The 12,421-nt window shown below is 66.1% G+C and carries 10 protein-coding genes and 1 tRNA gene; 6 read left to right on the top strand and 5 right to left on the bottom strand.

Translation table 11 applies throughout. The features are described from left to right. Position 1 precedes the first annotated feature (1 nt). The gene (locus GTP41_RS14465; protein WP_161026271.1) at positions 2-1,186 is read right to left on the bottom strand and encodes a cation:proton antiporter; all 1,185 of its coding nucleotides are present in this window, start codon (positions 1,184-1,186) and stop codon (positions 2-4) included. Between the two features lie 74 nt (positions 1,187-1,260). Between GTP41_RS14465 and fghA the strand changes: the two genes are divergently transcribed. Further along, a complete protein-coding gene (gene fghA, locus GTP41_RS14460) occupies positions 1,261-2,112 on the top strand; it encodes an S-formylglutathione hydrolase (RefSeq protein ID WP_161026270.1) in 852 nt (283 codons plus the stop codon). On the opposite strand, the gene GTP41_RS14455 is transcribed toward fghA, so the two are convergent. Together GTP41_RS14455 and GTP41_RS14450 are read right to left on the bottom strand one after the other, a co-directional pair. Further along, entirely contained in the window at positions 2,102-3,055 is a 954-nt protein-coding gene (locus tag GTP41_RS14455; RefSeq protein ID WP_161026269.1) for a chemotaxis protein, read from the bottom strand. The two genes, fghA and GTP41_RS14455, sit on opposite strands and share 11 nt — an antisense overlap. Before the next feature lie 143 nt (positions 3,056-3,198). Beyond that, positions 3,199-3,274 (bottom strand) — tRNA-Gly (locus GTP41_RS14450). Between the two features lie 78 nt (positions 3,275-3,352). Here GTP41_RS14450 and GTP41_RS14445 point away from each other — a divergent pair. The 4 genes from GTP41_RS14445 (at position 3,353) to GTP41_RS14430 (ending at position 8,079) form a co-directional block, all read left to right on the top strand. After that, on the top strand, positions 3,353-5,005 hold the full coding sequence (locus GTP41_RS14445) for a Na+/H+ antiporter (RefSeq protein WP_161026268.1): 1,653 nt from the start codon (positions 3,353-3,355) through the stop codon (positions 5,003-5,005). Next, entirely contained in the window at positions 5,002-6,060 is a 1,059-nt protein-coding gene (locus tag GTP41_RS14440; RefSeq protein WP_161026267.1) for a sensor histidine kinase, read from the top strand. The genes GTP41_RS14445 and GTP41_RS14440 overlap by 4 nt, the downstream gene beginning before the upstream one ends. Continuing rightward, positions 6,048-6,764 carry a LytR/AlgR family response regulator transcription factor gene (locus GTP41_RS14435; protein WP_161026266.1) on the top strand — a complete coding sequence of 239 codons (717 nt, stop codon included), beginning with the start codon at positions 6,048-6,050 and terminating at the stop codon, positions 6,762-6,764. The genes GTP41_RS14440 and GTP41_RS14435 overlap by 13 nt, the downstream gene beginning before the upstream one ends. A 142-nt stretch (positions 6,765-6,906) precedes the next feature. Further along, positions 6,907-8,079, top strand: a complete 1,173-nt coding sequence (locus GTP41_RS14430; protein WP_161026265.1) for an acyltransferase family protein — start codon at positions 6,907-6,909, stop codon at positions 8,077-8,079. Here the strand turns inward: GTP41_RS14430 and GTP41_RS14425 are convergent. Further along, positions 8,059-8,988, bottom strand: coding sequence for a sensor domain-containing diguanylate cyclase (locus GTP41_RS14425; protein WP_161026264.1), 930 nt, complete (start codon positions 8,986-8,988; stop codon positions 8,059-8,061). The genes GTP41_RS14430 and GTP41_RS14425 overlap by 21 nt on opposite strands. Before the next feature lie 119 nt (positions 8,989-9,107). Here GTP41_RS14425 and GTP41_RS14420 point away from each other — a divergent pair, with 119 nt between their 5' ends. Then, positions 9,108-9,971 (top strand): dienelactone hydrolase family protein, encoded by an 864-nt coding sequence (locus tag GTP41_RS14420; protein ID WP_161026263.1) that lies wholly within the window; start codon positions 9,108-9,110, stop codon positions 9,969-9,971. Here GTP41_RS14420 and GTP41_RS14415 read toward each other — a convergent pair. Continuing rightward, positions 9,955-12,342 (bottom strand): penicillin acylase family protein, encoded by a 2,388-nt coding sequence (locus tag GTP41_RS14415; RefSeq protein WP_161026262.1) that lies wholly within the window; start codon positions 12,340-12,342, stop codon positions 9,955-9,957. The two genes, GTP41_RS14420 and GTP41_RS14415, sit on opposite strands and share 17 nt — an antisense overlap. Positions 12,343-12,421: the final 79 nt, after the last annotated feature.

The following is a 12,421-nucleotide window of genomic DNA, read 5'->3' as shown; positions in this document are numbered from 1 at the left end:
CTCAGCCCTCCTCTTTCGCCGTTTCGCGCGCCAGTACCAGCGCGCGCTGCGTAATGATCGGCCCCAGCACTTCCATGAACAAGGTCATGGCGGCCAGCGCGGCCAGTTCATCGACCAGCACAATGCCCATATAGCGCGTCTGCTCCAGCAGCAAGATCGCGAACACCGACATCGGCGACAATGCCACGCCGATCAGCGCACCCTTACGCCAGGAAATGCCGGACACGTGCGCGAACGCCGCCACTGCAACCGTCTTGGTGGCAAAGCGCACCATCAGCAGCAGCAAGCCAAGCGAAGCGCCGGCCACCACGCGCTGCCAGTCCAGCGTACACACGGCAAACACGAACAGCAGCACCGTCAGCAACTCGCCGATGGCGCCGAAGTTGCGCTGCGTGCGGGTGAAGGTTACGCGGCGGTGGCGCGCCATCAGGCCGAAGGTCAGCGTCGCCAGCATCGGCGACAGGTCGGCCGCCTGGGTGATCGATACCAGCAGGATCACCACCATTGCAAACGCCACCGTGCCGTCGCGGGCCAGCGTGCCCAGGCCGCGCAGCAGCGCCGGCGTCAGCATGCCCGCCACCGCGCCCAGCACGGCGGAGGCCAGCAACTCGATCAGGCTGTGCGACACCGCCTGCGTCAGGCTGCCGGAGGTCTGGAACACCCAGAAGCCCACCACCACCTTGAATACGAACAGCGCCAGCACGCAGTTGATCGCCACCAGGTGCAGCACGCGCTCGGTCACCTGCCCCGAGCTGCGTTCTTCGTTAATCACACGCAGCACGCCGGCCGGCGAAGACGACATGGCGAGCGATGCCAGCAGCAGCGCCGTCAACGGCGGCATGCCCTGCCAGGCCGCAATGGCATACACCGCGCCGAATGTGAGCGCCGATTCGGCCAGGCCGCTGATGGCAATCCAGGGATTTACGCGCAACCAGCGCAGGTTGATACGGTAACCAAATTCAAACAGGATCAGGCCGAAAGCGATATTGGCGAGCAGCGTTACCTGGCTGCTGCCGTCCGGCACGAGAAGATCGGGCGTTGCCTGCGCCAGCAGGAAGCCCACCAGGCCATACACGCTGATACGCGGCAGCCTGGTCCAGCGGTGAACAAACTCGCCGGCAAGCCATGCGAGCAGCATGGCGCTGGTCCAGGCGAGTTCTTCCGAGAAGACAAACAGATCGGTCATAAACTTACCTCCGAACTCAACTATATTGCATTTGTGAAAAACGCGTCGCACCCAAGTTCGGTACAATGCCGGGCATGGACATGATCAGCGAACACGTATGCCATGGCGGGGTACAGCGTTTTTACCGCCACGACTCGAAAGCGATTGGCTTGCCAATGCGCTTCTCCATCTTCATTCCGGCACAGGCAGCGCAAGGCCCCGTGCCCGCACTGTTCTACCTCGCCGGCCTGACCTGCACGGAAGAGACCTTTGCCATCAAGGCCGGCGCGCAGCAATTCGCGGCGCAGGAAGGGTTGGTCCTGGTGTCGCCCGACACCAGCCCGCGCGGCGCCGGGATTGAAGGCGAAACGACCAGCTGGGACTTCGGCGAAGGCGCGGGCTTCTACGTGGACGCATCGCAAGCGCCATGGTCGCAGCACTACCGCATGGAGAGCTACATCCACGAACTGCGCCAGCTGGTGATCGATGAATTACCTGTTGATGGCAAGCGCGTCGGCATCTTCGGCCATTCCATGGGCGGCCACGGCGCATTGACCCTGGCCCTGCGCCGGCCCGACTTGTTCAGCAGCGTGTCGGCCTTTGCGCCGATTGCCGCGCCAAGCCGCTGCCCCTGGGGCCACAAGGCCTTCAATGGTTATCTTGGTCCGGACCAGGCCGGCTGGCTGGCGCATGACGCGAGCGCGCTCATGGCGGCGCAGGAACAAGCGCCCTTCCCCAAAGGCATCCTGATCGACCAGGGCCTGGCCGACAAGTTCCTTGAGGAGCAGTTGTATCCGGAAGTGTTCGAGGATGCGTGCCGCGCAGTCGGCCAGCCTGTGGAGCTGCGCCGGCATGCGGGCTACGATCATGGCTACTACTTTATCTCCAGCTTTATCGCCGACCATGTGCGCTTCCATGGCCGGCAGCTGAAGGAAATTACTTCGTAAGCACGTTGCGGATGGTTTCCGCCAGTTCTTCGGCCACGAACTTGGCCACGTAAGCATCGGCGCCAACGCCTTTCACGTGGTCTTCGTTGGTCTTGCCCGACAGCGAAGAGTGGATCACCACCGGAATCTTGGAGAAGCGGGCATCCTGCTTCACCAGGCGGGTCAGCGTAAAGCCGTCCATCTCCGGCATTTCCAGGTCGGTCAGCACCAGGGCCACGCGGTCTTCCACCGGAATGCCCTCGGCCTTGCAGCCTTCGGCAATGTGGTTCAGCTTATCCCAGGCTTCCTTACCGGTCTTCATCATCACGAACGGCGCGTGCATCGCTTCCAGGCCGCGCTCGATCAGGTTGCGCGCGACCACCGAGTCGTCCGCCGCCAGGATAAAGGTGCCCGGCTTCAGCGGCAGGCGGCCGACAGCGGTTTCGTCGATTTCCTTGCCGTCGCTCGGGGTCAGGTTGCGCAGGATGGTTTCCACGTCCAGCACCTGCGCCAGGCGGGTGTTCTGCACGTCGCCGTCGACGCGCGCAATGGAGGTCACCATGCCGCCGCCGTGGCTGCCTTCGGCGCTCAGCACCTGGCTCCAGTCAAGGCGCACGATCTCGTCCACCGACTCCACCGCGAAGGCCTGCGTGGTGCGCGCGAATTCGGTCACCAGCATGATGTTCAGGCCGGTCTTCGGCTTGACGCCGACGATGCCAGGCAAGTCCATCACAGGAATGATTTGTCCGCGCAGGTTCACCACGCCCAGCATATGCGGCTCGGAACCGGCCACTGCGGTCACGGTCGGCATCGCCACGATCTCGCGGATCTTGAAGACGTTAATGCCGTACAGTTCCGAGTTGCCGCTGGTGTCGTCAACGCCGAGGCGGAACAGCAGCAGTTCGAACTTGTTGGAGTTTGTCAGGTTACTGCGCTCGTCAACTTCTTGTTGAACGGAATTCATCAATCGCTCCAATCTGCTTAAATAGGCATTCCCTTTGGTATGGAATGTTTCGGCAGTATACCGGCCTTTTTTTAAGTTCCGCGAGGGATTAGATCAGGAAACAACAAAAAAAAGGACACCCGTAGGTGTCCTTTTTGGAATTCTGGAGCGGGAAAAGAGTCTCGAACTCTCGACCTCAACCTTGGCAAGGTTGCGCTCTACCAACTGAGCTATTCCCGCAGAAGAGGCGCTATTATGACAGTGCCGCCGGGGGCTGACAAGTTCTTTTTTGCTTAACATTGCCACTATAATCTTTATATGGATTCTATCGAGATTGTCTTGGCAATGCTGCTGGCCGTGATTGCCAGCGCCTACGTAAAGCGCATGCTGCCGGCCGGCCTGCCGCTGCCCCTGGTCCAGATCGCGCTGGGTGCGGTGATCGCCGCCTGGTCCGGGCATGGCATCCAGCTCGACCCCGAACTGTTCTTCCTGCTCTTCATCCCGCCCCTGCTGTTCCTCGATGGCTGGCGCATCCCGAACACCGGCCTGTTCCGTGACCGCGTGGTGATCCTGGAGCTGGCCCTGGGCCTGGTGATCTTTACCGTGCTGGGCGCCGGCTACTTCATCCACTGGATGATCCCGTCCATGCCGCTGCCGGTGGCGTTCGCGCTGGCCGCCATCCTGTCGCCGACCGACCCGGTTGCGGTGGGCTCCATCGCTTCGCGCGCGCCCATCCCCAAGCGCCTGATGCATATCCTGGAAGGCGAAGCCTTGCTGAACGATGCCAGCGGCCTGGTGTGCTTCCGCTTTGCGGTGGCGGCGGTGCTGACCGGTACCTTCTCGCTGGCCAATGCCTCGCTCACCTTTGTCTGGCTGGCCGCCGCCGGCATCGCTGCCGGCGTGGCCGTCACGGCGGGCGTGACCTGGCTCCAGGGCCGGCTCACGGCGCGCTATGGCGAACCAGCTGGTTCGCCGATCCTGGTGTCGCTGCTGATCCCCTTCGGCGCCTATCTGGTGGCCGAGCGCCTGCACGCCTCCGGCATCCTGGCGGCGGTGGCGGCCGGCATTACCATGAGCTATGTGGAGCTGGGCGGCCAGGCGATGGCGGCCACCCGCATCCAGCGCACCGCCGTCTGGGACACGGTGCAGTTCACCCTGAACGGCGTCATGTTCGTGCTGCTCGGCGAACAGCTGCCCGACATCCTGCGCGGCGCCAGCGAATCGCTGGAGCAGAGCGGCCACATTAATCCATGGTGGCTGGTGCTGTACGCGGTGGCCATCAGCGCCGGCCTGATCGCGCTGCGTTTCGCCTGGGTCTGGGCCACCCTGAGCGTCACCCTGTTCCGCCGCACGCGCCGCGCGCGCGGCGCCCAAAGTCACAAGCCGCACTGGCGCCTGCTGCTGGCCACCGCGTTGGCCGGCGCGCGCGGCGCCATTACCCTGGCCGGCGTGCTGACGCTGCCGCTGGTGCTGCCCAACGGCGACCCGTTCCCGGCGCGCGACCTGACCATCCTGCTGGCCAGCTCGGTGATCCTGATTTCCTTGCTGGCGGCCAGCGTGGGCTTGCCGCGCCTTCTGGGCGGCATGCATTTCCCCGAGGAGCCGGCCGAGCGCCAGCAGGAAGACATGGCGCGCCGCCAGGCCGCGTCGGCAGCGATCGCCGCCATCGAGCGCGCCGAGCTGGCCCTGGCCGACGCCCACCATCCGGACGTGCTGCCGCAGGCGGCGGCGCGCGTCATCGCCCTCTATGAGTACCGCCTGAATGTGGCCTGGTCGGCGGAGGACCAGAGCAAGGAGCATTTCCGCAAAATGGACAAGGCCGAGCGCGACCTGCGCCTGGCCGCCATGGAGGCCGAGCGCACCACCATCTTCGACCTGGCGCGCCACCACCACATTTCCGACGAAACGGCGCGCAAGCTGGTGCGCGAGATCGACCTCGTCGAAGCACGCCACCAGAAACAGGCCAAATGAACCGCCGCGCCGCGCTGTCTCTCATTGTCGCGTGGCTGCTGTTCTGGGCCATGATGGTGGCCACCGCCGTGCAGGACTTCCAGCGCAACGACCACGGGCCGCTGTGGCAACCCATCCTGTGGGAGACCTCCTCCATGGCCGTGGCCACCCTGCTGCTGGCCTTGCAGCGCTTGGGCACGCGCCGCCACGACGCCCAGTTGGTCACGCCCGCACGCTGGTTCGCGCGCCAGGCGCTGTGGCTGCCCATGTGGTGGCTGCTGTTCACGCCTTTGGCGTTCGGCATCCGGCACGCCGTGTATGCCGCGCTGGGCGCGCGCTACGAGCATGAGCCGTGGGGTGAGACCTTCGTGTACGAAAACATCAAGATCTCGATCTTCTTCGCGATCTTCACCCTGATCACCTTCGGCATGCTGTCCTTCCGCGCGGCGGAGAAAGCCAGCGCCCAGCTGCGCGAAGCCCAGCTGCACCAGCTCACGCAGCAGATGCAACCGCACTTCTTGTTCAACGCCCTGAATACCATCTCCTCGCTGATGCACACCGATGTCGAACGCGCCGACGCCACCCTGGTGCAGCTGGCCGACGTGCTGCGCGCTACGCTCGACGTCAGTGGCCAGCAGCAAGCGCCGCTCAGCACCGAGCTGCGCCTGTTGCGCGGCTACGCCAAGCTGATGGAGGAACGCTTCAGCGACCGCGTGCAGATCGCATGGGACATCGACGCTGCCTGCAACGAATGCCTGGTACCGGTAATGAGCATGCAACCACTACTGGAGAACGTCTTCAAGCACACCGTGGAACGCCGGCGTGCCCCCACCAACATCGCCATCAGCGCGAACAGGGATGGCGGCACCCTGATATTAGCCATCAGCGACGACGCCGGCCAACTCAGGGTCCAGCCCTCCGGGCCGCACCCTGGTTTGCCGCTTTCACACGGTTTAGGAATGCGCAACCTCCGTGCACGCCTGTCAGCCCTGCACGGAGAAGACGCCAGCCTGTCCCTAAAGCAGCTCGAACCCAGCGGCGTCCGCGCAGAAATCAGGCTCCCATGCGCATCCTGATTGTCGACGACGAACGCCCCGCCCGCGACAGGCTGCGCCGCATGCTGGCGCAGGAGCCCGGCATCACCGCCGTGGACGAAGCGCGCGACGGCATCGAAGCCCTGGAAAAAGTCGCCAGCTTCGCGCCCGACGCCATCTTCCTCGATGTGCAAATGCCCGAAGTCGGCGGCCTGGAAGTCGCCGCCTCCCTGCCCGCCCCCGCCCCGCTGGTCGTCTTCGCCACCGCCTTCGACGCCTACGCCGTGCCGGCCTTCGACGCCAACGCCATCGACTACCTGCTCAAGCCCTTCGACGCCGCCCGCCTGCAGCGCGCCATGCAGCGCCTGCGCGAGCGCATTGCCGCCCGCAACGGCGCAACGCCGCCGGCACCAGCATTGCCGCCCGGCGCGCCATTGCGGCAGTTGCTGGTTACCGAGCGCGGCGTCACCCGCGTGATTCGCGTCGATGATATCCAATGGCTTGAAACCGCCGACAATTACGTCATCCTGCACACCGCCGGCGACGCCCCGCTGTTGCGCCAGACGCTGACCGACCTCCTGTCCAGCCTGGGCGGCGAGTTCGTGCGTTGCCACCGGCGCGCAGCGGTGCGGCTAGCCCTGGTCCGAAAAATCGATCAGCAAGGCCGCCTGGTGCTGCAAGACGGTGCCGTCGTGCCCTTGGGTCGGATCTTCAAGGCGGACTTGTATGCCGCACTAAACAAGTGAACTGACTCGCCACCGGGCTGTCCCAGTTGCCCTGCCGCCGTTCACCCCAGCCAGCCGCCGTTCGCCACCAATGGCTCGACGGGCCACACCGCGCCTCCTAAGCTTGCGCCATCGACAACCAGCGAAGCCCCCCCCCCCAACCATGGACAACAAACGCCTCTACTTCCTCGACTGGCTGCGCATCTGCGCGTTCTTCCTGCTGGTGCTGTACCACACCGGCATGTACTACGTGAGCTGGGACTGGCACGTGAAGTCGCCCGCCGCCGGCAGCACCATCGAGCCGCTGATGCTGCTCTCCTCGCCCTGGCGCATGTCGCTGCTGTTCCTGATCGGCGGCGCGGCGGCCGCTTTCCTGCTCGATAAACTGGGCGGCAAAGGGCTGGCGAAGGAGCGCAGCAAGCGCCTGCTGCTGCCGCTGGTGTTCGGCATGTTCTTCATCGTGCCGCCCCAATCCTACTTCGAGGTGGTGTCCGACGTCGCCTACCAGGGCGACTACTTCGACTTCATGCAGCTGTACGTGACCGGCTACGACGGTTTCTGCGACCAGAACGGCTGCCTGGATATGCCGACCTGGAACCACCTCTGGTTCCTGCCCTACCTGTGGCTCTACACCCTGCTGCTGGCCGCCGTCGGCAGCCGCCGCGTGCAAGCGGCCGGTGCCGGCCTGCTGCGCCACCTGCAGGGCTGGAAGCTGTTCCTGCTGCCGGTCGCCTTCCTCGCCCTTGGCCGCATCCTTCTGCTGCCCTACTGGCCGCACACCCACAACCTGACCGCCGACTGGCACAACCACGCCCTGAGCCTGCCAATGTTCCTGTTCGGCGCCGCCATGGCGCGCCAGGACGGTTTCTGGCAGCGCCTGGCCGCACTGCGCTTCAAGGCCCTGGGCCTGTTCTGCGCCAGCTGGGCCGGCCTGATGGGTTTTTACATGATGGGCGAGGCCTTCCAGGTCGCCTGGCTGCCGCTGGGACGCGTGCTGTACGCCACCTGCCAGTGGAGCGGCCTGCTAGCCGTCTGCGCTTTCGGCTACCAGCACCTGAACTTCGACAGCGCCGCGCGGCGCTACCTGACGCAGGCCGTGTTCCCGGTGTATCTCCTGCACCAGAGCCTGATCATCTGCCTGGCCATGGCCCTGCGCGCCGCCGGCCTGCCGCCGGCGCTGGAAGGCGCGCTGATCGTGCTGTTGACGCTGGCCATCAGCTTCGCGGTCTTTGAGATGGTGCGCCGGGTGCCGCTGCTGCGGCCCCTGTTCGGCTTGGGCAAGGCGGCCGGCTCGCGGGCCGGCGCCAAAGGCGACCTAGTTCAGAACCTTGCGTGAGCGTTTGGCGCGGTACATCTCGGCATCGGCCATGGCGAGCGATTCCTCCAGGTCGATACCGGGCTTGCGCATCGCCATGCCGATCGAGGCGCGCACATCGTAGCCGGCCAGCGTCTCCTGCACCCGCAGCAGCATGGCCTGCGCGTCGAAGTAGTCGCACTCCACCATCAGCATCGCGAATTCATCGCCGCCCATGCGCGCCACCACATCCGAGCCGCGCGTTACATCCTTCAAGGCCTTGCTGCAGCGGATCAGCAGGGCATCGCCGGAGGCGTAGCCCTGGGTGTCGTTGTAGAACTTCAGGTCGTCCAGGTCGATCGACACCACGCATGCCGGGTGGCCGTAGCGGCGGCAGCGTTCTTCTTCGCGCGCCGCCAGCATGTCCCAGCCGCGCCGGTTGTACAGGCCGGTCAGCTCGTCGCGCGTGCTGTCCACATCGTTGCGCTCGGCCTTGCGCACCGCTTCCGTGCCGGACAGTTCCGCCTCCAGCAAGCCGCCCAGCAGCTCGCCCATCAGCACCACCATGTCCTGTTCGTCGCGGATGCGCTCGGGTTGCGGCTCGGGGTCGATGCCGCACAGGGTGCCAAACAGGGTGCCGTCGGCGCGCCGCAGCGGCACGCCCACATAGGCGCCCACCGTGACCTTGTCGTGGATCTGCGCGCTGGCGTAGGCGGGTTCCCGCGCCACGTCCGGCGCGATATTCGGTCCCGCCCCTTCGACCATGCGCGAGCAGAGCATCTCGGCCCAGCTGTACACCTGGCCGGCCTTCACGCCGTAACCGTTGTCGTCGGCGAACAGCACAATCCAGTCCTTCCCGTCGGTGCGGGTCACCATCCATAGCTTGAAGCCCAGGCGTTGCCGCAGGAATTGCATCGTGGCCCGGGAGGCGGCCGCAAAATCGTTCATCATGCTTGCCTCATCTATTGGGTTGCTGGCTTTGGGATTTTTATTATGCACCCAAAAACCGGCCTTAAACCAGTCAGGGTACACTTGGCAACGCACATTTTCGTTAATAAGGAGACAATGCGATGCCGCGCTTGACTGCCACCGATTTTGACCCTTCTGTTTTGCAGCTGTTCGACAAGTACGTACACGGCCAGCTCAGCCGCCGCGACTTCATCGCCGCCGCCGGCGCCGGCATGCTGGCCGCGATGGCGCCCAGTTTCGCCGCGCCGCTGGTGGCGGCCGACGATGCACGCTTGAAAACCTCCTATGTGGAATACCCGTCGCCGCAGGGTTACGGCAGCGTGCGCGGCTACCTGGCGCGGCCCGCCAAGGCCGGCGGCAAGCTGCCCACCGTGCTGGTGGTGCATGAGAACCGCGGCCTGAACCCGCATATCGAGGACATTACGCGCCGCCTGGCGCTGGAGGGTTTCCTGGCCTTCGCGCCGGACGCCCTGTTCCCGCTGGGTGGCTACCCCGGCAATGAAGACAAGGCGCGCGAGCTGTTCGGCAAGCTGGACCAGGCCAAAACCCGGGCCGACTTCGTCGCGGCCTACCAGGCGCTGGCCGGGCATGAAGCCGGCAATGGCAAGGTCGGCGTGGTGGGGTTCTGCTACGGCGGCGCCATGGCCAACTACCTGGCCACGGTGCAGCCGGACTTGGCGGCGGCCGTGCCTTTTTACGGTTCCCAGCCGGCCGCCGCCGAAGCCGCCAGGATCAAGGCGCCCCTGCTGATCCACGATGCGGAAAACGATGCCCGCATCCGCGCCGGCTGGCCGGCTTACGAGGCGGCCCTGAAAGCGGCCGGGGTGCGCTATGAATACCACCTCTACCCGGGCGTCGAGCACGGCTTCAACAACGACACCACGCCGCGCTACGACGAAGCGGCCGCGCGCCTGGCGTGGCAGCGCACGGTCGCCTTCCTGCGCCGTTTTACTTCAGGAACTTAAGGGCATGCACCGCCGGCCCCGGCAGCAGCGGCGTCGCCTTGCCCGCCACCCAGTCGGCATGGCCGGCCAGAAAATACGGTGACAGCGGGTGGCCGCTCTGGCCGCCCGGCATATTGAACAGGCCGTACTCCTCGCGCCCCGGGGTCACCGTCATGCGCTCGGACTGGCCAAAGGCCGGCCCGGCCACGCGCGGCATATTGCTGTCGCCCGGCAGCTGGTCGGGCGGCACGCTCAGCCACTTTTTCAGCCCCGGCAGCGCGCCGGCGATCGGGTGCGCGATGGTGGCGGTATTGCGCGCGCCCCAGGTGGCGGCGGCCAGCGGCTTGCCGTCCTTGGCCAGATGCGCGATGGTGCGGTCCAGCGCGGCCAGCTGCAGCGCCTTCCAGCTGGCATGGCCCTGCGGCAGCCAGCCGGCCGGCTGCTCGTCCAGCAGGCGCGCCAGCACCACCGGCCAGCGGCTGGAGGCGGCGCGCATATTGGCGTCCTTATTCAGCTTTGCCAGCTCCATATTGGCGCCGCCGTACAGCAGCTCGTACAGCGACCACATGAAAGCGCGGCTGGCGCGGTAGGCCACCGAATCCGTGCTGGCGCGGCCGTTCCAGCTCTCCTGTAACAGGCGCGCCAGCTCGGCGCGCTGCGGCTTGCCCTGCAGCGCCTCCGCGTCCAGCACGGCCAGCGCGCGTTCGCGCCACTTGCCGATGAACAGGGCACGGTCGTCCAGCATCACACTGTATACGCCCTGCTCGTCGGTCTTGGGGCCCAATGCCGCCAGGCTGTCGCGCGCCTGCTGCGCCCGCGCGCCCAGGTCAAAGCCGCCGTCGCCCAGTTTGGCCGCTTCGGCGCCCGCCAGCTGGCGGCTGTTGGCCGTGACCAGCTGGCCGCCCGCCGGGTTGCTCACCGACGGATAGGCCGCCGCCGGCAGCAGCCCCTGCCAGCCGCGCGAGCTGCCATTGGCCGCCAGCGGATAGGTCGCATCGACCGACGCTGCCGTGCGTTGCGGCAGTGGGCCGGAAATAGTCCAGCCGATATTCCCGCCGCTGTCGCCCACCACCAGGTTTTGCGCCGGCATGCCGACTTTGGGCGCCAGCGCCAGCGCGTCTTTCACGCTGTTGGCTTCCTCCATATGGCGCAGCGCCAGGTTGACCGCGTTCGGCTCGTGCGCCACCCAGTGCACCGCATACTCGCGCCCGCCGGACTGCAGGATCGGGCCCAATGAGGTTTCGCGTACCGTCAGCGTGGCCGCCGCCTGGCCCTTGACCAGGATGCGCTCCACACGCTCGACCGGAGTCTCCCAGCCGCCCGGCAGTTTGACCTGGCCCGGACGGTCCTTGGCCGCCGCCACCTCCACCAGGTCGATATAGTCGCCATAGCTGTTGGTGAAGCCCCACGCCACGTGGCCGTTGCTGCCCGCCACCACGGCCGGCGCGCCGGGAATGCTGACGCCGACAATGCGGCGCGTGCTGCCGTTCGCGCCCGGCACCTGCAACAGCAGGCGGTACCAGGTGCTCGGCAGGCGGATGCCAAGGTGCATATCGTCCGACACGATGGCGCCGCCATGCGCGCTGCGCTGGCCCGACACCGCCCAGTTATTGCTGCCCACGCCATCGACAAAGGCGGCCGACGCCAGCGTGGCCGGCTCTTTCGCAATGCCCTTGCCCCACCAGTCCGGCGCGCGCGCCGGGATCGGCGCGTCCGGCGCCGCCATGCCGGCCGCATCCAGCGGCGCATCCCACTGGCTCGATTCCGGCAGCAGGAAGGCCAGTTGCTCCGCGTTCGCATTCTCGCGCAGCCAGCCGCGCGCCAGTTCGCGCCCGATACCCGTCACCTGCAGGTCGATGTACATGGCCAGGGCCACCAGGTAGGAGTCCTCCAGCGCCCACGGGCGCGGGGCCGCGCCCACCAGGCCATATTCGAAAGGACGGGTGCCCAGCGCGTTCAGCCCGTCGTTCACGCCGGCGGTATAGCGCTCCAGCAGCTTGCGGTCGGCGGCCGGCATGGCCTGGATCGCCAGCGCGGCGCGCGCGCGGAAACGGTGCAGGCGGTGGATGCGGTCGGTCTCCAGCGCCTTCTCGCCAAACAGTTCGGACAATTCGCCGGCTGGCATGCGGCGCAGCAGGTCCATCTGGAAAAAGCGGTCCTGCGCGTGCACAAAACCGGTCGCATACGCCACGTCGTTGCGGTCGGTGCCGCTGATGGAAGGGACGCCCTTGTCGTCGCGCAGCACCGTCACGGCCGAGGCCAGGCTGGCGGCCGTGATCTTGCCGTCGAGCTGGGGCAGGCTGCCGCGCAGGAAGAACCACAGGCCCAGCACGGTCAGCAACAGCAGCACCAGCACGGCCAGGATTATGCGTTTCAACCACAGTTTCAGCATCAGCTTTCCTCGTATGTATTATGTCGCGCTAAATCTTGCCAGAAAACCAAAGCGAACGGCATCTAAAAAGTGTAAGCGT

It is taken from the genome of Pseudoduganella guangdongensis (genome assembly GCF_009857475.1).
GTDB lineage: Bacteria > Pseudomonadota > Gammaproteobacteria > Burkholderiales > Burkholderiaceae_D > Rugamonas > Rugamonas guangdongensis.
This window is presented reverse-complemented; position numbering and strand designations above follow the sequence as displayed.

Excerpts from the sequence above, each read along its gene's own strand:
- GTP41_RS14415 (WP_161026262.1), bottom strand. The coding sequence starts at position 12,342 with ATGCTGAAACTGTGGTTGAAACGCATAATCCTGGCCGTGCTGGTGCTG.
- fghA (WP_161026270.1), top strand. The coding sequence starts at position 1,261 with ATGGACATGATCAGCGAACACGTATGCCATGGCGGGGTACAGCGTTTT.
- GTP41_RS14465 (WP_161026271.1), bottom strand. The coding sequence starts at position 1,186 with ATGACCGATCTGTTTGTCTTCTCGGAAGAACTCGCCTGGACCAGCGCC.
- GTP41_RS14445 (WP_161026268.1), top strand. The coding sequence starts at position 3,353 with ATGGATTCTATCGAGATTGTCTTGGCAATGCTGCTGGCCGTGATTGCC.
- GTP41_RS14425 (WP_161026264.1), bottom strand. The coding sequence starts at position 8,988 with ATGATGAACGATTTTGCGGCCGCCTCCCGGGCCACGATGCAATTCCTG.
- GTP41_RS14440 (WP_161026267.1), top strand. The coding sequence starts at position 5,002 with ATGAACCGCCGCGCCGCGCTGTCTCTCATTGTCGCGTGGCTGCTGTTC.
- GTP41_RS14430 (WP_161026265.1), top strand. The coding sequence starts at position 6,907 with ATGGACAACAAACGCCTCTACTTCCTCGACTGGCTGCGCATCTGCGCG.
- GTP41_RS14435 (WP_161026266.1), top strand. The coding sequence starts at position 6,048 with ATGCGCATCCTGATTGTCGACGACGAACGCCCCGCCCGCGACAGGCTG.
- GTP41_RS14420 (WP_161026263.1), top strand. The coding sequence starts at position 9,108 with ATGCCGCGCTTGACTGCCACCGATTTTGACCCTTCTGTTTTGCAGCTG.
- GTP41_RS14455 (WP_161026269.1), bottom strand. The coding sequence starts at position 3,055 with ATGAATTCCGTTCAACAAGAAGTTGACGAGCGCAGTAACCTGACAAAC.